Origin of the sequence: Paenibacillus sp. N3.4, from assembly GCF_008017805.1 — a bacterium.
In the GTDB taxonomy this organism is placed as follows: domain Bacteria; phylum Bacillota; class Bacilli; order Paenibacillales; family NBRC-103111; genus Paenibacillus_E.
In genome coordinates, this window is the sequence record NZ_VRTT01000055.1 from 13,731 (window position 1) to 38,998 (window position 25,268).

Below are 25,268 nucleotides of genomic sequence, written 5' to 3' on the forward strand. Positions count from 1 at the left end.
GAAAAATACTGTTTTATACAACTGCTGAAACTGCTGCCTAGCTCACCATTTATGAATATATTCCGCTTTATAGTTCTTTAGCTGTTCGATTAAGTTCGTTGAATCATCGTCTATTACAATCAACTTTTTATACGCCTCTTTTACAAATCCTTGTTCGATCATATGATCAAAAAGCGATAACATCGGTGTGTAGTATTTATTGATATTTAGCAAGGCACATGGTTTATTGTGATATCCAAGTTGAGCCCATGTTAAGACTTCAAACCATTCTTCTAAAGTTCCTGTCCCACCAGGAAGAGCAATAAAAGCATCAGCACGCTCTGCCATTAGAGCCTTTCTTTCATGCATCGTATCGACGATATGAAGTTCGGTTAGATGATCGTGAGCTATTTCTACATTTGCCAGCTTTTTCGGTATCACTCCAATGACCTTGCCGCCAGACTCAATGACCGCATCGGCAATCGCACCCATACAGCCCACTGTTGCTCCACCGTATACAAGATCCAATCCATGCGCGACTAACGCTTTCCCTAATTTCCTTGCTTCATTCATATAGATAGGGTCATTTCCAGAACCGGATCCGCAGTATACAGCAATTGTTTTCATATCTTCGTCCACTTTCCTCTCTATCTTTGTCTATTAATAGACTATCTTACAACATCTCTTTGTTCAAGGACGGCTTGGTCTATGCATTAAAATAAATAAGGATCAGATGCCGCGGCTAACTGATCCTTATTCATCAAATTATCGTTTCCGTTAAGCAAAACAAGCTGCCCTTCATGTACAACTACAAATATCTTCATATACCTATGTTCCAATTGAACGAGCAAAAAGAGGAGCCGCGATGCAGACTCCTCCGCTATAACCGAGATTGACGAAGCGCATGACCGAACTTCCCCCGGTCAATCTTAAGCCATCTTAAATCTACAGCCACATCAATCAGGGCATTTAAACCATCCAGCTCACTACCGTTTCCAGCATAGTTTTCAAATGCTCTGCCTTGTGAAGTTCCGGTTTGGCTTCTAACAATATGAATTCATCACGAATATACTGGATAAAATCATTTTGCAAGCGCTCAAGCTGCTCTCCGGATAAAATATACGTATATTCTCGAACGTTTTCGTACGTATAATACCATTCCCTGTCTTCCAGGAACGTAAAGGATGAAAGCTGATACCACTCTTTTACATAAGCTTTTAATGCGGTTGTGATGAGCTCATTATTTCCCGACATCAAGTATAGTCGATCTGAAGAGATCAGGTTTCTATAGCTGATCATATTGCCTGCAGAATGCGTATGAGGAAGCTCGTAAAACCGGATGAGATAATCCAGTATCTCCATATATGCTTCCTTTCCAGCACGTTTCGGGTTGAACTGGCACCTGACTGCCGCATGAGCGATGCCTTTGAGCAAGGAAAGAGCTTCTGCCACTTCTATTTTGTCGGCATGACCTTCAAAAAACAAGCTTTGCTTCCCTGGACGAATCTCAGCCCGGTCTATCGCATCGTGAAGCTCATCCTCGAGTTGATCTCTACTATACGGCGCCCATTGATCAATATGATTAGCGAGTTCCGATCGCATACCAAATTCTCTGCGAATGATGCTGATGATGTTAACCCCGCCGCTGCCGTTAACCGCATGAAATATTTCATGTAGGAACCTTTCCAGGTTTTTCGCCTTTTTAACAGCACCCAAGATCTCATCTGGAATCGTATAAACGGTTTCTATTTCTTTTTGTTTGAGTGCGGCGACAAGCTGCGTTAGCTCTGAGAGTAGTGTATGCTGCATCCTAGTTTAACCTTCCATTCATTTCGCTGCTCACGACAAGCAACCCTTGATTTATTGAACAAAAGAATTATATAACTACGTGTTTTATATGTATAACATCATTTGGTACTATTACCAAAAAATATAGATCATATGTAAGGATATGGGGGTTGCCATTGGATCCATAATTTTTATGAAGTATTTCTCGGTGGACTTTTATTCTGGCATTAGTCCTCCTTTATCTCATTTTGCATATAATGACCACCTGCTGTTCCTAAGACTTGCCCGTTATTCTGCCTTTGAGCAGCAAAAAGACAAAATATGGCGCACCTATTAACGAGGTAATAATGCCTACGGGGATTTCTATCGGCGGCATCACAATGCGTCCAACTGTATCGGCAAGAATAACTAAAACAGCTCCAAGTAAAGCTGAAACGGGCAAGGTCAGTCGAAAATCAGAGCCTACTAACAAACGTGCAAGATGCGGAATCACCAAACCGATGAAACCAATTGTACCCGCTGCCGCCACTGCACTACCAGCTAACGCAACCGATATGACAATCATCAGCAGCCTCATTTGATTAATTTTTGATCCCAAGCCAAGTACCGTCTCTTCACTTAAAAGAAGAACATTTAGCTGGCGGTAACTCAATAGCGCTAATAGGGTGCCTACAACTGTCCAAGGCCACAGCAGCTCGACATGCTCCCAAGTACGGGCGTATAAGCTGCCTTTGAGCCAAACGAGTGCTTGCGCGGCAGAAGGCGCGAATTTCACAATAAATAACGTAATCAGGGCGTGCAAGCCGCTGCTTACAGCCACGCCACAGAGTGCAAGACGATCAGGTCGGATACCCTTTTTATAGGCTAATAAAAAAACAAGCAGTCCGGCGCATATGGACCCACCAAACGCAAAGAATGGAAGCATCCCTTGTGAATATCGAGGAACAGCTAGAATGAGGATAACCGTGGCCAATCCCCCTCCTGCCGTGATCCCAATAACATCTGGCGCGGCCAGCGGATTTCTTGTAACGCCCTGCAGCATGGCCCCGGCTATCGACATATTAATGCCAATACATATAGCAATCAGTAACCGCGGCAGACGATAATCAAAGATGATTCCTTCGTGATGAGTTATTTCTTCTATCAGCTGAACAAAGGGAATATTAACCGCTCCAAGACGCAAGCTGAGTACCGTGCAGATCAGCAAGAGCATGCTTCCTACAAGCAGAGTCATCTTATATCTCCGTTTATTTGTGTTCATTTAGCTCCCCCCCATTTTCCGCCGCATCAAATAAAGAAAGAATGGGGTTCCCAGAAGAGCTGTGATGATACCAACAGGTGTATCCGTAGGATACAAAACCCATTGTCCGCTAATGTCAGCAGCAAGGAGGAGATCAGCTCCAGCTAGTGCGGACAAAGGAAACACGATGCGATAGTCAGTTCCAACTAACGACCTTACCATATGAGGAACCATTAATCCCACGAATCCGATGGGTCCAGCAAGTGCTACCGCTCCTCCGATAATAACAATCAGAATGCCAAATGCGATTTTACGGAGCCTAGCCACATTTTGACCGAGTCCCCTAGCCACCTCTTCACCTAACGAAAATATATTGAACGATCCGGCAAATAATAATCCAATCAACGTGCCAGGAACGACACAAAGTAGACTTAGCTTCACATCCGTCCAATTGGCTCCTGACAGCTTGCCGGCCATCCAATAGAGAATTTCCGATAAGTTATCTTCATGAAGGATCAAGAATCCTGTTGTTAGAGAACCCATGAACAAAGCTATAGAGACACCCGCCAGCAATAGACGCGTCCCGGTATAACCTCCACTCTGAGATAAAACAAAGACAAGACTTCCCCCTACAGCGGCACCTACAAACCCAGCTATTAGAATCGTGACCGATACATCCTTCAGTCCGAACACAATCAATGACAAAACAACAAAAAAACAAGCCCCTTGGTTTATCCCAATGATCTCCGGATCAGATAGAGGGTTCCTCGTTATCCCTTGTAGTAAGCAACCAGCAACGGCTAAACCGGCACCAAGGATAATAGCCAACACAACCCGCGGGAGTCTGACGCTCCAGACCTTGTAGGCTAATAAATTAGCCTCATCCTGATTCAACAAGTCCATGAGATGGCTCCTGTCTAGTCCTTTCACACCCGCGAACGTACCAACAACCGCTAAAACAACGACGAGCATAAACAATCCTACGAACAGATAGGGAGCAGACTTTGTCTGCCCCCGCATGCCCGAATGCAGTTGATTCACTGCTCCACCTCCCGGGTATATGATTATTTCTCGCCTGCCACTGTTTTCAAAGCCTGATCAATAATCAGTTCTGCGGCACGTGGCCCGCGTCCTTTGGACCAGAGATCCCGACTGACCGTAATCGCTTTGTTTGCTTTAACCGACTTCAAATTTTTATAGATCGGATTGGCCGCCCATTTTCCCGGATCACCGTAAACAAACAGATAGTCCGGATTATACTCGCCCAACCGCTCCAAGCTAAGCTTAGCGATATCCGTCTTGCTTTCAGCAGCTGTATGATCTTTTTTACCGTCATACAAATAATTGGTACCAATTCCACTTAGCAAGGAACCAACAAATGAGTTTTTAAGCCATACTGTCGAATCGTCTTCGAATGCACCAACAACTAACGTACTCGGAGCTGTCTTTATTTTATCCTTGCTTTGCTTGATTTTGTCCTCTATCGTTTGCTTTACCTTATCGCCTTGTTCCTTTTTCCCTACAACATCAGCAAGAAGACCCAAATTAGCGAGTACCATCTCATAGTTATCGTCATCGAACGCAAGGGTAGGCGCGATATCCGAGAGCTGCTTCTTAATCAATTCATGTCGATCCGGATTGGCAATGATGAGATCGGGCTTCACGGATTTCAGCACTTCCAGGTTCGGCTGCTTGGCTTGCCCTACATTCGTAATACTTTTAGCATCTACTTTATCAACGAGGTACTCAGGAAAGCCAGACTCTCCAATTCCCACAGAGGCAATTGGTTTGATGTCAAGAACACTTAACATATCGATAAATGCATAGTCGAGTGCAACGATCTTAGTTGGTGTACCTTTAATCGTAGTTTCACCCCAAGCATGCTTGATCACTTTCTCCTTGGAAGCAGTCCCCGCGTTTATAGCCGCAGGCGTCGCTGCGGTCCCGCTGGATTTATTTGAACTGCCTGTACTTTCCTTGCTATTACCACCGCAACCGGCCAGTAATAAAAGACTTAAGATCATCACCACAGATATGATGGATGTTTTAGCACGTAACATGGTTTAGACTCCTCCTAAAAGCTTCTGTATTCTTAGGCTGTTTGCAAATAAGACTGAGTATCATTCTCATTTACTTACCTAACAGGATTATATACGGTAGCTTTCAAATAAACCATGAAGAATTTTGTTCCGTTTTTTGAAGTTTCTTGTTACATTGGTGCTTTTGTTGAGGGAACAAACAAGTTCACGACATGATCAATCATCAGCTCGTGACTTAATGCGGAATAATCAATCCACGGAAATACGTCAATGGGGTACCATTGGTGATTTCGCACAGCCAGACAATTCTGCCACACCGGACTTGTTTGTAGATGCTGCCAAAGCTGCTGATCGTTTTTTTGGGATGAACACATGATCAAAATAAAATCAGCCTCGTACTTCGCTAACTCCTCCATTTCTATGTTCTTTCTCCACTTAATTCCTTTTACTTCCTCTGGTAGGTTGATTTGAAGATCTTGATATAACACGCAGCCTATATTGCGATCTGTTCCATATACTCTTAGCTTACCGCCTACAATTCTTAAGATAAGCAAAGTTTTATCACCAATTAGTGTGCCTATGCTTGCTCTGGCCTGCATCGCTTTTTTATCGTATCGGGACAGCCAAGCTTGCGCTTCCTTCTGTTTGCCGATAATGTTCGCAATCTGCAAAATCGCTGCCGCCATTCCAACTCCCAATACGAAATAACAACCGTTGGAGCAATCAACGAAAGATCTTTATTTTGCTCCCCCCACTCCCGGTCGCTGACAATGATGTCAGGCTGAAATCGAATTAATTCATCCAAACCGTGTGGATCATACGTCATTATGAGGCGTGAATCCTTCAGTTGATCCTTGAAGTGAAAGTTTTTCCAATCGGCTAGGCGTACAGATACATGAGGTGTCACCCCCAAAGCCAGCAAATCACCGTTAAACGTATGCCGCATGATGGCGATCTTTTTCCGATGTAATTTCAAGTAATTAGCGGGCGAATGCCCCGTTTCCTTTTTAAACATTCGGCTAAAATACGATTCCTCGTTATATCCGACCGACTGCGCAATATCCTGAAATGAACTATGGGACAGCACCAACAATTCTTTGGCTCGGTCAATCCGCAGCTTTGTAATATAGGTTGTCGGACTTACTCCTTTGATTCTCTTAAACAAACGAGAGTAGTAACTCGGGCTAAAGCCTGCCATATGAGACAAAAGCTCCAGCGAAATCATTTTCATATAATGAAGTTTCAAATAGTCGAATGTCCGCTCCATGCCTCTTTCGGCATCATGCGTCTGCTCCTGAGTCTCTTTCATGACCATATAGATGAATTCCATAAATAGGCTTGTTTGCCGATATTGCCGCAGCTCGTCCTGTTCACGGATACTTTCATACAATTGTTCAAATAAACGCAGCGCTTGCGATTGATTTCCGACATACACCTCTCCTTCAATCGGAAATTGAATCCCTTCTTCTTTGTATAATTGCCATTTCCCATTGATTTGATAGCGGCTGCTATATGAATAGGAAATTTTATAAACCTCCATAGTTTCTAGCGAATTGGATGTGATCCGAACTTTTTTCCCTTTTTGGAGAAAGAACGTTTTTCCAGCCCCGGCTACATGCATTTCTCCATTAATTTCAATGCTGCCTTTGCCCTTACTAACGAATACAATCTGATAGGTCGGTACAAAATGAGAGTCCAGTCGCCATTGATCTGAACTGACGATGTACTCGACTTCGGAAACATGAAAGATCATCTCATTTAACTGTTTTAACATCGTTATTTCCCAATCCTCCTTACATCCCCAGAGCTTCCATAGGGGGAGAAAGAATAGCCACTCTCTGGTATAAACCAAGAAGCGGCTGTTTAGTAATTTTCAACCTTGCAAAAGTTTGCCGATTCCGTTCAGCTGCCACTCTAGCGCAATCGTGCCTTCGAGCGTCCAATGGTGGTCAGGGTAATACACTTGATTTGCTTGCACGGCGGTTAGTGACTTCCATGTCGGACTTGCCTGTAATTCATTAAAGGTTTCTTTCGGTTCCTGACATATTGTCTCGGGGTTACACCGACGGTTTGCTTAAAGCGTCTGTTGAAATAGTATTCGTCAGGATAACCTAATTGCGCAGCTACATCTACCCGACGATCTTTCGATAGCAGCAGGATCCCTTCGCTATTCAATCCAAAATATTCTTATGGGGAATAGGCATATGGATGGCACCGCCTTTAATGAGAATGGTTATCACTAATCTCATCGTATACTAAAAAAAGAAGACCTGCAACTTTCTTTGCAGGACTTCTTCCCCCTATTGTCACTCAGCTTTATTTGATGAACTTCTTCCTCACTTCATCCAACTGCCCTTTCATAGACGTGGCGTCCCCTAGTCCCCATATGTTGCTTACCGTATAGACATGATTATTTTTAATTGCAGGGATGTTTTTCCATATTTAACTTGTCTGAAGCTGTTTGGCGGTTGCCTTTTGTCTTGGTGACTTCACTATACTCATGATTACAATTTATAGCCGCGCATCCCTGTTTCCATATCCAACATATTCTTCTGAATCAGATTCAGAAGAATATCGCTGATCGCTTAATACTCCACATAGCTCGTGACGGATTTGCCAGGCAGTGTAGCGGTAATCGCACCGCTAGTTACAGCGATATCCGTTAACTTGGTCAGCTCCTCTGTGGCGCTCGTTCGTCTGGCTGATACATTTGCCAATGTAAGGCCGTTGATCGTTGTCGTGATCGCAGAGGAACTATTGTTAATCATGATGACAGATGCCCTGCCAGTGCTATTTTTCCCTGCGATGGAAACGAGGTTCGTATCATTCGAGGAAGCGAGAATACGGGTATCATCCGGCCGTAAATACCGGCTGAATTGACCCAAGACGTAGAGCCTTTTATTCACCGTGTAGGTATTATTCGCTCCTAAATTGATGAGCCCCTCACCCGTCGTGTTTGACACAGGATTCACTGCCCACCAGTAGAGCCAGCCCCGTTCGCCGCGCTTCAAATCGGCGGCAATCATATTCGCCCATTTCAATCCATCCGTGATGGAAGGATCGTTTGCGTTCTGGAAATCACTAACCTCCGTAGCGATCAGCGGTTTCCCAAAATGATTCACATCCGCATACGCGCTGTAATCATGCACAGAGACGAAATCTAATTTATCTCTTGTAGTTTTACTGAAGCTTGTCATATAGGTGTTAGAGGCTGTTCGATTAGATCCCTCTGGAGCACCGACCAACACTCCCTGATTTAAGCTGTGAATAGCGTCTGCTACCTTCGCCGATACTTGATCGAGTTCACTATTCGTATATTGTGCTGAAGCATACGGCGTCGATAAATCTGGTTCATTCTGCACACTGACCCATTTGATATTGAATCCGAACACATTGCGATAGTGATCCACATAGGTCTTCATATAGTTGGCAAAATTGTCGTATTGCGAAGTACTCAGATGACCCCCGTTATTCGGCGAACCATTCGCTTTCATCCAGCCGGGCGGACTCCAAGGGAGCGCGTAGAATTGATTCATCCCGCGATTCTTTGCCTCCTGAGCAAACCATCTTTGATGGAGGTCTGTATTCCAATCCAGAACACCTGAAGAAGGCATAAACGTCGTTTGCACAGCATCCTGCGCAGCGGTATACGGATTAATCTCCATTCTGACGATCGACAATCCGGCATTTGATGCATCTGCACGGAATAGTTTATCCAGAATTTCTCCTTGCACGGTCGTATTATAATTCGTTTTCAATTCGTTTACAGGGTGATTGGCTGCCGCACCGAACCCCCAAATCGTTTGGTACGTCGTGTCTTTGTAAAGCGTCACTGTACTTGCCGCCAAAGCTGTGGGAGCTATGCTCACCAACATGGAAACGGCCAACCCCATTACACAATAAACCTTCTTTCGTTTTGAAATCATTCTACATGCACCTCTTTTATCAAATTGGTTGATCATCAACCTCCCTCTACCATAATCTGCAATCGCTTACAAAACACTGAGGTAATAAGGTTTTTTACTGCACAAATGCAATGAACATGCAATGAACATGCCTTAATCACCTCCAAACCGATCCTTATATTCCATCGGATTTAATCCATGATACTGTTTGAAAATACGTGAGAAGTGAATGCTGTTTTCGTAGCCCACCTGCAGGGCAATTTCGTAGCTCTTCAAGGAGGAGGTGAGCAGCAAATCACGAGCTTTTCTCATTCTGACATTGACACAATACGTCCAGATCGTCATACCCGCCTGCTCTTTAAAAAGCTTTGCTAAATGCGAACGACTCATCGCTACGTGATCCGCCAGTTCCTGAAGTCCCCAGCTCTCAGCGTAATGCGCCTCGATATACCGTTTGACTTGATCAACGGCGCTTTCCTTTTGCAAGTTTTTCGCCTTCCGCGCCCTGTCCATCAAGATATTCGCTGCTTGCTCCAGTCTTCTTACCGCACATAAACGGAAATACTGCCGCACTTCCGAGTGCTGCAGACTTTGTTCACCTAGCTCGAAATCCTCGCCCTCCTCATAGTTGACGTGGATATCTTGCTTTTTCAATTCTTCGATGACAAGCGCTGTCCAAGCCATGGAGAGCTCGTTCAATATCTCATAGCGACCATTAACCCACGTTTCCAACATAGCCAAGGTATCTACAATAAGCAGCGGCTGCCCATGCAAATACACAGACAAAACCATCTCCAACCAGCGGTCCAGCATCGGCTTGTACACTGGCAGCTTATACAGTAATAGCTGGTTGGCTTCATTGCGGCGAGTGCTCTGAATGCGTGTGCAAGCCTTTTGCACAGCCTCATAGAGAAGAGTGCTGTCCAATGGCTTAAGGACATACTCGACGGCGCCTAGCGCAATACTCTTTTTCGCATAATGAAAATCATCATAGCTTGAAATTACGATGCAAGTCATCCAAGGATACTGACGATTGATCTCCTCTATTAACTGAAGGCCGTCAACAAGGGGCATCCGCACATCCGTCATGCAAATGTCAGCAAAATGATCCTTCAACCAATCCAGCGCCTTACTGCCATTGGGAAGACCGGCCGATACGGTGATCCCTTCCATCTCTGAAACTTGGATAGCCAGACTCTCCCGGATTAAATCTTCATCATCTACGATGATCATTCTATTCAACCTTACGTCATCTCCTTTCTATTTCTCCAGCTTCCCTTGTAAGGGCAAGAACACTTCAACAACGGCTCCGCCCGTAACAAGATCATTCGTGAAGATAATATCAGCCTCAGCCAAATAAAACATATGCAAGCGATAGATCAGATTCGACAGTCCGACTTGTTTAAAATGATACGAATGGGCATGCGAGTCCGCCTGTTCCCTTGTCAATCTGGCCAAGGTGTCCGCTGTGAAGCCAGGTCCATTATCCGCAACCGTCAACTTTAGTTTGTCTCCATCTAGCGATTCGCCAAAGATCCGAATATGTACGGGCTCCCCTGTCGTTTCCCTTGCGTGTTTGATGCTGTTCTCCACCAAGGGCTGCAAAAGCGCTTTGGTACATGCCGACTGCATGAGCTCCTCAGGAATCTCGATGTCATACGTGACTTCATCTTTAAATCGGACTTTCATAATGCTTAAATAATTTTCCAGATGCCTAATTTCTTCCTTGAGGGTGACCTGAACATTTTTGTAATCCGAGGTGTACCTCAGCATATTGGAAAGGGTTACGGCGACGGACCCGATATGGGATTGTTTTGCAATAACCGCCATTGAGTTAATCGTTTCCAATGTATTGTACAAAAAGTGTGAATTAATCTGAGACTGCAAGGCAGAAACAACCGCTCGATGCTGCAGAACACGCGTCTCAGCGTGATCGTGAATGGATTGCTCCAGATGACCGAGCAAATTATTAAAAGATTTGCTTAAATCAGCTACCTCATCACTACCTTCGACGTCCGCTCGAGAGTGGAAACTACTCGTCATCTGCATGGCTTTCATCATTTTACGGAGGCCTAGAATACGTCTTGTTATCGAGGACGCTGCAAAATAGGTGAGCAGAACTGAAATAATCAAAGCGGAGATCGCAATAACGATGGTTACGTTTCGTGTATAATTAATACTTTTGGCGATTTCCTGATAGGGAAGGATCGCGACAATCTTCCAGCCAGTCATCTGGATCGTTTGGAAAATAATCAGTTCTTTCCCCGACTTATCGAAAATGGAGCCTTCCTGCTGCCCTTTAACCGTTTGCACGATGCGATCATCCAGATGTCCCATAACCTCTGCAGCGTGAGAATGGTGGATAATGGTACCATAATCATCCATAACGACAGCAACGCCAGAATCGGTGATATTAATTTGATCCATAACCTTTTGAGAGGCTGTCAGTGAAATATCGATTTTGAGATATCCGTTATAGAGCTGCTTGAAGAGCGTCAAGACAGGTATCTTCATCTTTTGATTGGTAGCGTCTACATAGTTTTCAGAAATGCCGGTTATAAATTTCACCTTCTCGAAGTTTCCACTTTTAGAGAAATAGGGCTCATTTCGGATCGTGTAATTCAAAGGAAGGGCGAACGTATTGACGAAATGCTGCTCGAACCCGGTTGTATTGTACAAAGAAACCGATAAAACCTCTGGATATTGTAAAAATAAGCGATTTAAGTAATTTTCCTTGATTCTCTCGTAATTCCGAATCTGTTCAGAGGATACAATTGGTGATGAAATCCGCATCCAATCGCGGACTTCTAGGCTGTTGCTTAGCATAAGAAAAGCCAATTCGTATTCCGAATAGTAACGATTTAAGTTCATATTAGCTTGCTTCAACACTTGCATACTGAGATGGTCAATATCTTTGCGCACAGAGCTTTTGGTTTGGATGTAGCTCGATATGCCAATCGTAGATACCGTAAAAATCAATATCGTAGCGATAATAGAGATGAGCTTCCATTTCAGCGAACGTTTTACATGCTTAACCAGATAGGTAAACAAAGTGATTTTCCTCCCGTAAATAACGGTGCCAGCAAGTATATGGCGTTAAACTTTTTAAGTATAATATTTAAATAATAGGCTGATTCGTAACAGGAAGCAATGAGGTAAAGGTTGGATTCACTGCAGGGATCGTACGATTTCAAGAAAAGACCGTACCTACAGAATAGGCACGGTCTGGAACCTGTTTATGATTGATAGATGTACTGGAATAATCTGTATAGCATAACCGAAGTTTCGGCTCTCGTCGTATGGCCGAGCGGATTAATTTTGCCAGCGTTTCCTTGCACTAAGCCTTCTTTGGCAAGAGCGTTGATCGCATTGACCGCATAGGAGGCAATGTCAGACCCATCTGTAAAAGTTGACTTGCCTTCGTTCTGTGCGAGCGGTCTATTGACCTGCGCCAAGGCTCTGGCAATCATGACGAACATGTCTTGGCGAGTGATGGTAGCCTGTGGATTAAAGTGGCGATCGTCAACACCGTTGACGACACCTAATTGATTAGCGATGCCAACCGCCTGCTCGTAATAGGACCCCTTCGCAACGTCCACGAAGTGGTTGTCGGCAGCTGCGTGCAAACCAAAGGTCTCGACCAACAGTTTCGTGAAATCCGCTCGGGAAATCGCAGCCGTCGGGCTGAATTCACGATCACTTACGCCTTGAATAATGCCCTTGGCAGCCAGAGCATGGATGGATGTCTGCGCCCATGGCGTAGAAGCCAAATCCCCGAACGAAGGCATTGCATAAGTTACCGCATACTTACTGAAATGGTTGGTCTGGAACTGTATGGTTCCTGAAGCAGGATCATAGTGTCCCGAAGGCACGAGCTGAACCTCACCCTTCGCGTTCACATACCAGACATTCAGCAGCTCAATATGGCTTTTCTCGTCTGCTGAGAGCACATAAGGAATGCGCACCTGAACGTGAACATCCTTGCTTTCGAATTGCAGCGGTTGTCCCGATGCTGCGAACTGCAGATCCATGACAACTCCTGTTTTGCCTTTTATAACGGCTTGCTCAGGCAGCTTATCTAACGTGATAATTACAGTTATACTTGCATGCTGAGCCGCCTCGATATTCGTCGCAAATAGATTGCTAGGTAGGTATAGCGAACCTAACTGCGTTGAAACCTCTACGCCGTATGTCGCATTTTTCTTTGTCAAATATTCCGTAGGGATCTCTAGTAGGAATGATTTCGCCCCCACAACCTCTGGGAGCTTCACCGTGACGTGGTTTATCCCTTCCGCTTTCTTAAAGGCTTCCTCCAGTGTGGCTTTATCCAAAGCTGCGCTTACCTTCCCACTGTTGGTCGTCAGACCCTGTGAAGGGAAGTTAATGTGTGCTTCCCCATTGCTTACAACGATGCTTGGTTTGTTAAGATCTGGTTGTGTCACAACAGGTGGATCAACAACGGAGGATGGAACCGTTAACGTTGTGACCGTCAAGCTTGGCCCATCGCTCGACCAATTGTTCGCCTCATCTGCGGCTTCAACTGTGAAGTGGTAGGTCGTATTCGGCGTTAGCCCAGTTACCAGCCATGAAGTGCCTGATGTTATCGTTACGATGTTTCCATTCATTAGTAACTTATATTCCTTTACACCCATACGGTCAATGGCTTCGCTCCATGACAATTGCACCGTAGTCGTCGTAACAGCTCCTTGGTTGAGCATACTTCCGGCAGGCCATCCCGGCGGTGTTGTGTCATTTGGAACTGGAATTTCAGGATCATTCGTACTTGGGCCAAAGACAGTTGCATTGCCCACAAAATCCTGAGCTTCGACTTTATACACAGCTGCTGTGCCTGGTGTTCCCAGGATGGTATAGCTCGTCATGCTGCCGTCTACAACAGCTGCTTGCACACCATCGCGATAGAGCACATACTGCTTAATTCCCACATTGTCCACGGCGGCGTCCCATTGCAGGATTTCACGATCCGACTCACGTGTGGAAGTAATACGGGACCCTGTCGGCCATTGCGGCGTAATGGTATCCTGCTTTAACGTTCGAACAGCAAGTTCAAGGGGCAGCGAGCGATTACCTGCTTCGTCCACGCCAATTACCGAGAACGTAAACAGCGTATCGTCATTCAAACCATTGACATAATAGGTTCTCAAACCTTTACCTAATTCGGCAACAAGTGAACCATTTCGCTCGATGCGATACTGGTGAATGCCTGTATCGTCCAATGCCTCTGGCCAGTTCAACCCTAGACCAGATGAAGTAATCACCGATGCTGCAAGTTGGCTACCATTGCTCCAAGTAGGAATACTTGTATCTGGTGCAAGAGTGGTCACATGAATGGAAGGGCCGACTGCTGCATTCCCTGCCGCATCACGCGCGGTTACATGGAAATCATAAGTTGTTCCGGCAGTAAGACCTGAGACCGAATAGGAAAGAACATCTCCGTAGACGGAAGCCACAATCGTATTACCGTTATAGATGTCATACGCCGTCACGCCATACTGATCTACAGCCGCTGGCCATTGTAAAGCAGCGGAAAAGCGAGTAACATCCTTCGCTGTTAACGAAGCAGTTGGTGACCAGACAGGTGCCAGCAGGTCTGCAGTCGGTGTCGTTAGAACGACTGCGGGTCCCGTGGACGATTCTAGTCCTGTGTCCCGTGCTTCCACTTTAAATGAATAGCTCGTCGATGGCGTCAAGCCGGTTACGTTATAACTGTATACATCGGAACCCACTGTTGCAATCGGCGCTCCATTTTGATAAATGACATAACGGTTAATCCCGCTATTATCTTGGGCGCTGGACCATGTCAACGTTGCCGCTTGGGGCTGCAGATGCGTAACATTCACTGTGGCGTTCGTCCATGATGGAGCAATCGTATCTGTTGGAGCTTCTTCCGTACCGACAGATAAGTAGGGCTTATAAATGGCATTCGCTCCTGTAGCCTCTTTGGAATGGATGTCCACATTCTGATCCAGCCATGAATCATCCTGCAGCTTAAAGCTAATTACTCGCTCCCCAGTTATCTCTGTTGCAACCTGATTCGTTACCGTGAATTTCTTCCAATATCCTGCGTTTCTAATCGTTGTCGTGCCGATCTTCGATCCATCCACGGGTTTGTTTAACCAATTAACCGATGTCTCAGACCAAGTATTGCCAGTCTGGTAAAGATCCATAGGAATATCCATATTGGCTGTTTGTACAGCAAATACATACAAATTTAAAGAAGCATCGTACACATTTCCTGTAACGGAAGTTAACGGGAATTTCAAATAAGCTCTTCTGTTATTCCCTGTGTTCTTGTTCGTTTCGCTAGGCGTCACACCCGCCGCATTCTTATATCGGAGATAAGCGATATTATTCGTCGTCCCTGCTCCTCCAAATGTTGCCGGAGCTTGAATGAAAGCATCGTCGCTTGGATACAGCACATGCTGCGTTCTCACGACACCTGCAAAGGTGTTGATGCTGACAGAGGGACCATTCGATGACCAATTTCCAATCTCATCACGAGCCTCCACGCGGAAGGTGTAAGGCTGACCAGCCGTTAAATCGGTGACCGCTAAAGTCTGTACATCACCATACACATTGGCAAGTACCGCGTTATTTCGATACACCCGATAACCTGTAACACCGAAGTTATCTTCAGCCGCTGTCCAGTTTAAAGTGACCCCCTTATCACTCAATCCGCTATACGTCAGCATTCTTGTCGCAGGCCATTGCGGTGCCGAATCATCCGTACCAATGATGGTTTTTATCGTGCGGGACGGACCAGTCACGGACCAATTATTGCTGCCATCGCCAGCTTCAACCTTAAAGTTGTAGGTCGTATTTTGTGATAACCCCTCTACATGGAAAAAGTTCGTTCCGGATGGCAAGGTTGTCAGCTCTGTATTCCCTTGAAACACACGGTAGGCCGTTACCCCTCTGGCATCCTGTGTAGCACTCCAGCTCAGGTTCACACTAGTTGCGCCGATGTCATCTGCAGCAAGATTGGAAGAAGCCCAAGTCGGCGGTGTCCTATCCTCCACCCCTAACGTTCGGAAGGTCACAATCGGACCGCCAAGGGATAGATTGCCTTCCGCGTCCTTGGCTTCAACACGTACCGTGTATTGACTATTCTCATTTAAATGGGTCAATGCATAGCTTGGTTTTACGCTATCACCTACGATTTGCCCATTCACATAAATCCGATAGCCGGCTGCTCCCTCGTTACCCACACCCGAAGGCCAGGAAAGCGATACGCCTGTTTCACTCAAACCTGTCAATTGAATGAATGAACCTTTGGACCAACCAGGTCTGGTCCGATCGGTTCCCGGGGAGGCCGTTGCCTGGACGTCTGGGCTAAGAAGTGATAGATTACCTTGCTTGTCCACGGCTTGAACGCGCAGCACGTAAGACTGGCCTGGTGTTAGCCCTGTAATGTCATAGCTCGTCACATTGGCTGTTGTTTGCGTTAGCAGACTACCATCCTTATAGAGCAAATATCCAGCAACCTGCTGATTATCATGGGCCGCTGGCCAATTGAACGTCACTGAGGTTGGTGATGCCTCTGAAATACGGAATGAACTTCCATACGGCCATACTGGCGCCGTAATTTCTGCATTCTGTGCCGGAATTGGCAGCGGGACAAAACTAAGTGTTTCTACCTGTGATGGCGCTCCCCAAACCATCGATACCTTATTGTCTTTTCCTTTGAGCAAAGAAGCCTTGACTGTCTGACTCGTGCCATTGTACGTTACTGTAATATCATAGTCGCCATAAAATCCACGTGTCTGATAGCTTCCAGCCCCATCTGTTTTACCGGTTATATCCGTCCACCATGTTTTGTAAATAAGCTTTCGCCATTCCTCGCCGGAAGGCTTCAAAGACCAGTCATTACGGAACAGCGGTGCATTGTTTTGCCAATGCGCACCATCCCAAAACCCCCACATCGTAAACGATTGTACATTCGGATGGCTGAACGTAGCCAGCAGCAAATCATGTGTAAATTTACCCTGTACATCTTCTCTCGGGGTATTCATATCATATTCAGTAATCGCGATTTCTGGCGCATACTGTGTAAAGTGTGTAAGTTGATCATAAAAAGCCATTGGACTAACTGGCGTACTGCCGAAATGTGCCTGGATGCCTATCCCGTCAATCGGGGCACCGTTGTCCTTCATAGATTTCAAGATGTTGGAAAAGTTCTGGATAACAGGTGCATCCGTGCCCAAAATTTGCGTTTCATTCACGTATAATTTCGCAGAAGGATCAGCTTCTTTGGCACTTTTAAACCAATTTGCCATCACAGCGCCGGGGTCATCGTACGTACCGCGAATCAGGCTGTTCAATACCGGCTCATTCAGCACATCCCAGTTATACAATCGTCCGCGGAAGTATCCTGCGAGCTCATGAAAATGATCTTGAATCCGCTTCTCCAGTGTGCTTTTATTGCTCAGCAGACCAGGAATATCAGCTGGTAAACGCGTGGAACCATCCCACAACAGCGCATGGCCTCGCATGTCGAATTTGTTTTCGCCTAACCAATTGTACAGCTTGACGGTTCTGCTTTTATCCGCTTCCCACCAAGGCCATTTCATCTCATTTTCCATGACCACGGAATTGAAATTTTCTTTCAGCTTCGCCCGATACGTTGCCGCGTTCTGATCTGTTCCCATGATCATCGTGCTATTGACAGCTGTACCGAATTTGAAGTCGTGCTTCGTCATTTGAACATGCACATCCGCATCCTTGATCGGATTGCCAGCTGCATCCTTTACTTCAACGACTAGATCTCCTTTGCGAATCTGCTCAATCCGTCGGTTGGCTTCTGCCCGCCAAGGCGCATCATCCTCCATCCCTTCATAGGCAACGGGAGTGCTCGGCAGGCTGTCAAATGTAACCGCTTTCTTATAGTTGACAACTTTCAAATTGGCGATTTCGATAACCTGCGGTTTGTAACCAAGACGAAATGTAATCTGTGGCGTATTCTCCTCCATTAACAGGGCAGCTTTAATCGGCACAAGGAATTTCTTCCATTGCGCTGGGATCGCGATCGTTTCCGTGACCGATTTCTCCCAAGTCCCCCTTTTCTCCATAACCAAAGCAGCTGTACCCTCTGCCGTTTCCACCGTCGAGCTAATCGTTCTCGCATAGAAGGTAGCAAGAATCACATCATCTTTCTCTATACGAGCCTCAATGGGAAGTACATATTGTAAAAGATAAGTGCCTGAAGGCTCCACATTTGTCGTAAAGCGCAATGCTTCTGAGAAAGATTGTCCCTCGACCACTGCATCTGCCATAGTCCCATAAGCCTGAGCCTCCGGATTGAGGGCTGCTCCCGTCTTTTTAAGATCTGAAATAAGCAATTCGCTTCCGACCACTCGGCCTAGCTCATCTTCTGTCAGAGGAACCTGCGCCATGACGATATACGATTGCAATGGTAACGTCAGCAGCGCACAAATTAATAGCATAGACAGCATTCTACCCATTTTTATCAACACGAGCCTCATCCTTCCTAGTACAAATTCACATGCAGAAAAGACTGCCCACCTGAGCTAGTTAATCCTGGCTTCAGATGGGCGAGTTTTTATCAACAAACTTACTTTTTACGGTTTGCGTTATACCAGTCGGTTAATTCCTTGATCGCCTTGTCGCCGCCTTGTTTTTTCCAAGAAGCTACATACTCATCAAAATAGTCTAACGGCTTTTCGCCGAGAATAATTTTGGCAGCTGCCTCCTGGAAGGAGCCTTTATAGCCAAGATCCGCATTCTTCGTCAACGTTTCTGAAGGCGGCATACCTGCTGTCGGGTTCGCAATGCCTTCTTTGCGGGAAGTTTCAATGGTTTGAATGAGTTTATTGTAAGCCTCATCGTTATTAATCAGCACCTTCTGAGCAGGCTCGTTGAAGCCATGCATTTGGAACACAGCGGAACGCCACTTCACATCCGGGTCCTTGTCCGCCAGATACTTAATCGTACTGCCTTCTTTAGTGAAGGATTGCCCTTCAATCCCTAGCTCCGTAAACATCTGTCCTTCATCCGAGACAAGCCAATCGAACATTCTAACGACAGCTTCCGGATTTTTCGCGTCTTTATGTACGACGAATGTTTTTAATACCGGCTTCTCAACACGACCTAATTGACCCTCATAGCCTTCACCTCTTGGTGTTGGGATGGCCACTACGTTTGGCTTCTTGTCAGGGAGCAGCTTGCTAAGCTCTTTCTGCCAAGGATCCCAGGCGCCGAATACCACATGGTCCCATGAGCCAACAAGGTCGGACTTAATTTTTTGGTCCCAAATCGCACGTGTATTTGTCAAAAATTCCGTATCAATCAGCTTCTCGGCATACATCGTTCTGAGCATACCCAGCGCTTTTTTCATATTCGGATTCACGAAGCCAGGCATAACTTCATTATTGTACAGGCTGTTGGAATCGAGATTGACCCCGAACATACCGAAAATGTTATCGGCCCACTCGAATTTCTCACGGGAGGAGAATGGAATCTCGTCCTTCTTGCCATTGCCGTTCGGATCCTTGTCACGGAAAGCGCGCAGCATATCGAGGAACTCATTCGAGGTCTTAGGCTCCTTGATTCCTAACTTATCCATCCAATCCTTACGCACGTAAATCACACGCTCCGCTGGTGCATTCCCTTGCGCCAATTGTGGAATCGCCAGAATTTTACCGTTAAGCGTAACGGCGTCCCAAGCGGATTGCGGGATATTTTTCTTCAAATTCGGACCGTATTTATCGATATATGGCTTCAAATCCATGGCCAAACCATTGATGACGAGATCAGATGTCTCAATCCCCCACACCATATGTACATTCGGAATATCGCCTGAAGCGAACTTCAATTTGAGCTGATCCATATAATTTTCATGCGGCAGGAACGTGATATCCAAATCTGTGTTTGTTTTTTGTGCCAGATATTTAACCGTAGCCAGATCCATCGATTTACCTGCTGGAATCTGCTGCGCGTTATTGGAGACGAATATACTAATTTTCTCCGGTGCAGCGGGCTTCGAGCTTTGATTAGCAGCAGGAGCTGAAGAAGCTTGCGTCGTTGTTGTTGCTCCTTTATCCGAGGAGCACGCGACCGTTGCACCTGTAAGACCTACCACGCATATTAACGTAACCAACCTTGTAAATTTCACTTTCATTGAATAGACCCTCCCTAATTATCTTCATTATAAAATAAAGCGTTTACTTTCATCATCTGGGCACTGCTGGTAAATCGCACCACCTCCTTATTAGACTCTGGTAATGATCCGCTTTATTCTTCCTTATTCCTTGACCGAGCCCAGGAGTGCGCCTTTGATGAAATGCTTTTGTAAAAACGGGTAGATAATGATAATCGGAATGGTCGCGATCACAATCGTCGCCATTTGCAGCCCTTGGGGTGTAACCGCTGTGGATAACTCCAGGACCGACTGCCCTCCCGCTGAATCCATATCAAATTGCGAAATCAGCTTGTATAAATATAATTGCAGAGGCTGCAGCTCCCGATCGGTGATATACAGTAAGGGCCCAAGGTAATTATTCCAGTGTCCCACGGCATAGAACAAAATCAACGTAACATTGATCGGCATGGATAGCGGTGCAACAATACGCCAAACAATGCGGTACTCCGACATCCCGTCCACCCTCGCGGCTTCATACAGTTCCTCTGGAATAGACCTCATGAAGGTGATGCAGAGCATCATATTGAATGCACTGAGGGCACCTGGAATAATTAATGACCAGATACTATTCAGCAGGCCAAGGCTTTTGACAAGGATATACATCGGTACCATCGGCGCCTGAAAAATCATCGTAAAAATAATAAAGAGCAGAATTATTTTGCGGCCGCCCAGCCATCCTTTGGATAACGGATAGGACGTAAGGATCGTCAAGACCATATTGATCGCAGTTCCGATAAGTACAATTTGGATCGTAACCAAGAAGGACTTCCAAAACACGGCATTGCGGATGACAAAATCATAGTTGTGCAGATTAAAACCTACGGGCCAAAGGAATACCTTGGCATGAATAATAGCTTCATTGGAGCTAAGTGATCCCGCAATCACATTCATTAATGGAATGGCGACTGCTATACAAAAGAGCAGCAATAGTCCTACATTCACCGCATCAAATGCGACTTCTCCTGATGATCGTTTGATTTTCATAGTCGTATCGCCCCTTTAGTATAGCCCTTCGCCAGTAGTCCATTTACTTACTCGGTTTGCGATGATTAATAAGAGAAAGCCAATCACCGATTTAAATAATCCGATTGCCGTCGTAATGCTGTATTGACCTTGCAGAATACCCGCCCGATAGGTGTACGTATCCAGCACATCCCCCGTCTCAAACGTAGCTGGGTTGAGGAATTGATAGATTTGCTCAAAGCCCGAATCCATAATATGTCCGATTTTGAGCATCAATAGGATCATGATCGCCGGCAGCAATCCAGGCACGGAGATGTGTAAAAACTGCTTCCAACGATTAGCCCCATCCATTCGTGCTGCTTCGTATAAAGAGGGGTTAATGCCCGCCAGCGCTGCGATGAATATGATCGCGTTCCAGCCCATTTCCTTCCAAATCCCCGATATGATAATGATGGAGCGGAAGTATTGCGGCTTCTGGAGATAAGCGATCGTTTCGCCATTAAACGAAGAAATAATATGATTGACCAGCCCTTGTGCCGGGGAAAGCATCATATACGTAAGTCCGAAAACGATGGTCCATGATAAAAAATGCGGTAAATAGAGCACCGTTTGCGTAATTCGCTTGAACGCCATCGTTCGGATTTCATTGAGCATGATGGCCAGTAGAATCGGAAGCGGGAAAGCAAATACAATTTGATACAAACTGATCACGAGCGTATTCCGGAGAAGTCTGCCGAATTTATCGTACGTGAACAACTGATGAAACCATTTGAACCCTACCCATTCGCTGCCTGTGAAGCCTTTGAAAATGTTGTAATCCTGAAACGCGATAAAACTCGCCGTTAACGGCAAATACTTAAACACGAGAAAATACAGCAGACCCGGAATTAGCATGATATAAAAAGCCCGATGCTGTACGATGTACCTCCATCCTGATTTCTTCGATCTGATGGTTGACCGCTGGACAACCTCATTCACAGTAGCGGATTTCATTCGCTCTCACCTACATTATCTATTTGTCTTCTGTGTTAATTATAGGGTTGTGAGAGAGAGGGCAACAATGAGGGCAGATGTCGATTTACTGCAGTAAAAGTCTTTTGATGGGGGCGGCGATGTGCGTAATACAAAGAGAGCCTCTCCCAATTAACGGAGAAGCTCTCACTTTACTTCTTATCTGTTATTCCTAAGTTGCATTAACGGATTTCCGGTTTACAACAACTTCCTTTTTCTCCTCAGCTTGACCTACACGTTTAATGAAGAAGGAGAGAAGCAAACCAACAATACCAATCCCAATAATGACAAGATAGGAATCATTAATTCCTTGAATAGACGCCTCTTTGATAAGTTCTTTGGTAGCAGTTGCTGTTTTGTTTGCCGTCATCATCTCTACGAGGTGAGATTTGGTTCTGGTTGTCATAACCGTGACCAGTAGTGCCGTACCTACGCCGCCTGCCACTTGCTTAATGGTATTTGAAATAGCGGTACCATGCGCATTCAGTCTTGAAGGCAATTGATTAAGTCCCGCCGTGGTGATTGGCATTAAGAAGAGCGCCATCCCGAAGCGTCGTCCTGTGGACATAAGAACTAAATACGTATAACTTGTAGAATCCGTCAAATTGATGAATCCTAGTGTGGTTACGATTGTAATGGCCATACCCACAACGGACAACCACTTCGCTCCGAACCTATCGAACAGCTTACCAGCCACTGGCATCATGATACCCATGAGCAGAGCTCCAGGGAGCATAAGAATACCGGACTCTAACGCGGTATATCCGCGAGCATTTTGCAAATACAAAGGAAGCAGCATCATATCCGCATACATAACCATCGTAACTGCAATGTTAATTAACGTTGTTAATGTAAACATGTTGTATTTGAAAGCTCTTAGATCTAGCAGTGGTTCTTTGATAACCAGTTGGCGCCATGTAAACAAAATTAAAGCTACTACACCTACAATAATAGATAGAATAACCTCAACGCTTGACCAGCCTTTGCCACCAGCACTACTGAAGCCGTAAAGAAGGAAACCAAATCCGATTGTTGAAAGAACGGCACCCCACATATCAATTTTGGGATATTGACGTTCAGAGACATTTTTTAAATAGATAAAAGCAACTACAATAACGACGATAGCAAATGGAATAATGCCATAGAAAAGGGTACGCCATGAATAATGCTCCAAAATATAACCAGCAATAGCAGGTCCAACAGCAGGGGCAAAAATGATAGCCAACCCAACCATGCCCATAGCTGCACCACGCTTATCCGGCGGATAGATCGTCAAAATAACATTCATGAGAAGCGGCATTAGAATACCTGCCCCAGCTGCTTGAATCAGTCGGCCAGCCAACAACAACTCAAAGCCTGGCGCCACTGCTGAAACTATGGAACCAATGAGAAAAATAATCATGGAAGCTTGGAACAGCTCACGCGTCGTAAACCGTTGCATAAGGAAAGCTGTTATCGGAATTAAAACACCGTTAACCAACATATAGCCCGTTGTCAGCCATTGGCCTGTCGAAGCGGCAATATCAAACTCGACCATGAGTTTCGGTAAGGCGACACTCATAATCGTCTGATTTAGAACGGCAATGAACGCCCCTAAAATCATAACAAACAACAAAGGCCCTTTCTTAATGGAACTACTATCAAATGCTGCAACTTTACTCATTTTACTAATTCCTTTCAAATTCAATTTCAAGCTAATTGACACCGTGTTGTATAATTAGCTTTATGTAAATAGTATTATAGTCATCCATTCTAATGTTCACAAGCAACAACTTTCTTATTCTTGTTTAATAGTTTACATTCGAGTAATATCTGTCGTCTATCTAACACATAATCCACAAAATTTGCAGAATTTGTCGCATAGTAAACTTCAGTAGAAGGGAAATGATCACTATGTCATCATCACAACGTATTGACCCGCGTGTACTGCGTACGCGCCAATTGATTCGAGATGCCTTTATTGAATTACTCCAGGAGATCGAACTGGAGAGAATAACGGTGAATCGTATTGCGGAGCGAGCGACCATCAATCGAGTTACTTTCTATCTGCATTATCGAGATATCCCCCATATGCTCGAGAGGTTAGCAGACGATATGGTTAACAATATCCATGCCATCTTGAAAGAAATTCCGAACCCACCCGGTTTTAACATGCAGATCATGGTCAAAATGCTTGATCACATCGCCGAAAACTCCAAATTTTACAAGGTTCTGCTCGCTTCGAAGCGGATACCCATATTTACGGAACGACTCATGAAGCTTATTGCTGATTTCATCACCAATCGAATGGACAAGCTAGAGGCATCTTCAACGTTGAACATTCAAAAAGATATCGCGATCTGGTACGGCTCATCGGCCATCATCGGTACGATTGTCTGCTGGCTTCGCAATGATTTACCTTACACACCGCTTTTTCTAGCTACTCAACTTTCAGAAATGCTTCATATGTCTCAAAGTGATTCCAAGCATAATCCCGAGAAATGACCTCTTTCATAGTGTTCGTATAAGCCCTTGCCCTTGATTCCTTACATAGGAACCAAGGTTTCTTTATTTTTTAGTAACGATCTATACAACAATTGGATGCTATTTTGTAGATTATTCTTCGGATAGTTAACAATTTGATCGGAATTTGGACTACCTTTCTCATAAACTTTAAGCCGCTTCTCGTCTCCGCTCCGATATACTTCCAAATCAAATGTTGTTTGAAAAGCTTTTATACTAAAACCCGATACTGCAATGCCAAATCAGGCTCGCATGCTGCAAATACTCCTCTTAGTGCATAAAGTTTAGATCTGTCCCAGAAAGTTTGATCCCCAACTTCTGTACTCAATCCATTCTTCGTCCATTCCCACTGCCATGTCAGAAGGGCTCCCTGCCCGTGACCGAGCAGTCGAGGACAAGCCTTCTACGAGATAATAATCCCCGATGATAAGGGATATCTACGTCATTAGCCACTTTTTCCGTTTTAAACGGATACGTCACTTTAACGCCGATGCCAATAACGCTAAGGCTTGCCTTTATTCGATCTTCGTTTCCCCTACGGTTGCTTTGTACAAAGCCTGACCGCCGATAAAAGGGACTTTACGCGGGATTTGCACTCTGGCTTTGGCAACCCCATCAAAGTGCACCTTTGTATACAACATTTCCGTGGATAGACTTCTTCTCTA

General features: G+C 45.2%; 18 protein-coding genes. 1 reads left to right on the top strand and 17 read right to left on the bottom strand.

Features of this window, described 5'->3' with window-relative positions; genetic code table 11:
* Window positions 1–42 precede the first annotated feature (42 nt).
* The 16 genes from FU659_RS23825 to FU659_RS23900 all read right to left on the bottom strand — a co-directional run bounded on the left by FU659_RS23825 (window position 43) and on the right by FU659_RS23900 (window position 23,764).
* A complete protein-coding gene (locus tag FU659_RS23825; RefSeq protein ID WP_147949839.1) occupies window positions 43–606 on the bottom strand; it encodes an LOG family protein in 564 nt (187 codons plus the stop codon).
* Between the two features lie 342 nt (window positions 607–948).
* Window positions 949–1,788 (bottom strand): hypothetical protein, encoded by an 840-nt coding sequence (locus tag FU659_RS23830; protein WP_147949840.1) that lies wholly within the window; start codon window positions 1,786–1,788, stop codon window positions 949–951.
* 253 nt (window positions 1,789–2,041) lie between these two features.
* Entirely contained in the window at window positions 2,042–3,028 is a 987-nt protein-coding gene (locus tag FU659_RS23835) for a FecCD family ABC transporter permease (protein WP_147949841.1), read from the bottom strand.
* Window positions 3,029–4,048, bottom strand: coding sequence for a FecCD family ABC transporter permease (locus FU659_RS23840; protein WP_147949842.1), 1,020 nt, complete (start codon window positions 4,046–4,048; stop codon window positions 3,029–3,031).
* Between the two features lie 23 nt (window positions 4,049–4,071).
* Window positions 4,072–5,067 carry an ABC transporter substrate-binding protein gene (locus tag FU659_RS23845; protein ID WP_147949843.1) on the bottom strand — a complete coding sequence of 332 codons (996 nt, stop codon included), beginning with the start codon at window positions 5,065–5,067 and terminating at the stop codon, window positions 4,072–4,074.
* 149 nt (window positions 5,068–5,216) lie between these two features.
* A complete protein-coding gene (locus tag FU659_RS23850; protein ID WP_147949844.1) occupies window positions 5,217–5,732 on the bottom strand; it encodes an ABC transporter substrate-binding protein in 516 nt (171 codons plus the stop codon).
* Window positions 5,624–6,820 (bottom strand): helix-turn-helix domain-containing protein, encoded by a 1,197-nt coding sequence (locus tag FU659_RS23855; RefSeq protein ID WP_147949845.1) that lies wholly within the window; start codon window positions 6,818–6,820, stop codon window positions 5,624–5,626. Before FU659_RS23855 ends, FU659_RS23850 begins: the two co-directional genes overlap by 109 nt.
* A gap of 209 nt (window positions 6,821–7,029) precedes the next feature.
* Window positions 7,030–7,221: a helix-turn-helix domain-containing protein gene (locus FU659_RS23860; RefSeq protein ID WP_147949846.1), complete on the bottom strand. Its 192-nt coding sequence runs from the start codon at window positions 7,219–7,221 to the stop codon at window positions 7,030–7,032.
* A 410-nt stretch (window positions 7,222–7,631) separates the two neighbouring features.
* Window positions 7,632–8,972 carry a glycoside hydrolase gene (locus FU659_RS23865; RefSeq protein ID WP_147949847.1) on the bottom strand — a complete coding sequence of 447 codons (1,341 nt, stop codon included), beginning with the start codon at window positions 8,970–8,972 and terminating at the stop codon, window positions 7,632–7,634.
* A 132-nt stretch (window positions 8,973–9,104) separates the two neighbouring features.
* Window positions 9,105–10,184, bottom strand: coding sequence for a response regulator (locus tag FU659_RS23870; protein ID WP_261808010.1), 1,080 nt, complete (start codon window positions 10,182–10,184; stop codon window positions 9,105–9,107).
* Window positions 10,185–10,211: 27 nt separating this feature from the next.
* Entirely contained in the window at window positions 10,212–12,002 is a 1,791-nt protein-coding gene (locus FU659_RS23875; protein ID WP_147949849.1) for a sensor histidine kinase, read from the bottom strand.
* Window positions 12,003–12,187: 185 nt separating this feature from the next.
* On the bottom strand, window positions 12,188–18,430 hold the full coding sequence (locus FU659_RS23880; RefSeq protein WP_222708615.1) for a fibronectin type III domain-containing protein: 6,243 nt from the start codon (window positions 18,428–18,430) through the stop codon (window positions 12,188–12,190).
* Window positions 18,431–18,540: 110 nt separating this feature from the next.
* Window positions 18,541–20,106: an extracellular solute-binding protein gene (locus FU659_RS23885; protein ID WP_147949851.1), complete on the bottom strand. Its 1,566-nt coding sequence runs from the start codon at window positions 20,104–20,106 to the stop codon at window positions 18,541–18,543.
* 123 nt (window positions 20,107–20,229) lie between these two features.
* The gene (locus FU659_RS23890; RefSeq protein WP_147949852.1) at window positions 20,230–21,111 is read right to left on the bottom strand and encodes a carbohydrate ABC transporter permease; all 882 of its coding nucleotides are present in this window, start codon (window positions 21,109–21,111) and stop codon (window positions 20,230–20,232) included.
* Window positions 21,112–21,126: 15 nt separating this feature from the next.
* Window positions 21,127–22,083, bottom strand: coding sequence for an ABC transporter permease (locus FU659_RS23895; protein ID WP_261808003.1), 957 nt, complete (start codon window positions 22,081–22,083; stop codon window positions 21,127–21,129).
* A 190-nt stretch (window positions 22,084–22,273) separates the two neighbouring features.
* A complete protein-coding gene (locus tag FU659_RS23900; protein WP_147949853.1) occupies window positions 22,274–23,764 on the bottom strand; it encodes a DHA2 family efflux MFS transporter permease subunit in 1,491 nt (496 codons plus the stop codon).
* A 230-nt stretch (window positions 23,765–23,994) separates the two neighbouring features.
* On the opposite strand from FU659_RS23900, the gene FU659_RS23905 reads away from it, so the two are divergent.
* Complete coding sequence (locus tag FU659_RS23905; RefSeq protein ID WP_187274356.1) at window positions 23,995–24,585, top strand: TetR/AcrR family transcriptional regulator; 591 nt, start codon at window positions 23,995–23,997, stop codon at window positions 24,583–24,585.
* A gap of 533 nt (window positions 24,586–25,118) precedes the next feature.
* Here FU659_RS23905 and FU659_RS37525 read toward each other — a convergent pair.
* Complete coding sequence (locus FU659_RS37525; protein ID WP_261808004.1) at window positions 25,119–25,244, bottom strand: hypothetical protein; 126 nt, start codon at window positions 25,242–25,244, stop codon at window positions 25,119–25,121.
* Window positions 25,245–25,268 lie beyond the last annotated feature (24 nt).

Excerpts from the sequence above, each read along its gene's own strand:
- FU659_RS23865 (WP_147949847.1), bottom strand. The coding sequence starts at position 8,972 with ATGATTTCAAAACGAAAGAAGGTTTATTGTGTAATGGGGTTGGCCGTT.
- FU659_RS23880 (WP_222708615.1), bottom strand. The coding sequence starts at position 18,430 with ATGGGTAGAATGCTGTCTATGCTATTAATTTGTGCGCTGCTGACGTTA.
- FU659_RS23905 (WP_187274356.1), top strand. The coding sequence starts at position 23,995 with ATGTCATCATCACAACGTATTGACCCGCGTGTACTGCGTACGCGCCAA.
- FU659_RS23850 (WP_147949844.1), bottom strand. The coding sequence starts at position 5,732 with ATGGCGGCAGCGATTTTGCAGATTGCGAACATTATCGGCAAACAGAAG.
- FU659_RS23830 (WP_147949840.1), bottom strand. The coding sequence starts at position 1,788 with ATGCAGCATACACTACTCTCAGAGCTAACGCAGCTTGTCGCCGCACTC.
- FU659_RS23890 (WP_147949852.1), bottom strand. The coding sequence starts at position 21,111 with ATGAAAATCAAACGATCATCAGGAGAAGTCGCATTTGATGCGGTGAAT.
- FU659_RS23900 (WP_147949853.1), bottom strand. The coding sequence starts at position 23,764 with ATGAGTAAAGTTGCAGCATTTGATAGTAGTTCCATTAAGAAAGGGCCT.
- FU659_RS23845 (WP_147949843.1), bottom strand. The coding sequence starts at position 5,067 with ATGTTACGTGCTAAAACATCCATCATATCTGTGGTGATGATCTTAAGT.
- FU659_RS23835 (WP_147949841.1), bottom strand. The coding sequence starts at position 3,028 with ATGAACACAAATAAACGGAGATATAAGATGACTCTGCTTGTAGGAAGC.
- FU659_RS23855 (WP_147949845.1), bottom strand. The coding sequence starts at position 6,820 with ATGTTAAAACAGTTAAATGAGATGATCTTTCATGTTTCCGAAGTCGAG.
- FU659_RS37525 (WP_261808004.1), bottom strand. The coding sequence starts at position 25,244 with ATGTTGTATACAAAGGTGCACTTTGATGGGGTTGCCAAAGCCAGAGTG.
- FU659_RS23825 (WP_147949839.1), bottom strand. The coding sequence starts at position 606 with ATGAAAACAATTGCTGTATACTGCGGATCCGGTTCTGGAAATGACCCT.
- FU659_RS23895 (WP_261808003.1), bottom strand. The coding sequence starts at position 22,083 with ATGAAATCCGCTACTGTGAATGAGGTTGTCCAGCGGTCAACCATCAGA.
- FU659_RS23870 (WP_261808010.1), bottom strand. The coding sequence starts at position 10,184 with ATGATCATCGTAGATGATGAAGATTTAATCCGGGAGAGTCTGGCTATC.
- FU659_RS23885 (WP_147949851.1), bottom strand. The coding sequence starts at position 20,106 with ATGAAAGTGAAATTTACAAGGTTGGTTACGTTAATATGCGTGGTAGGT.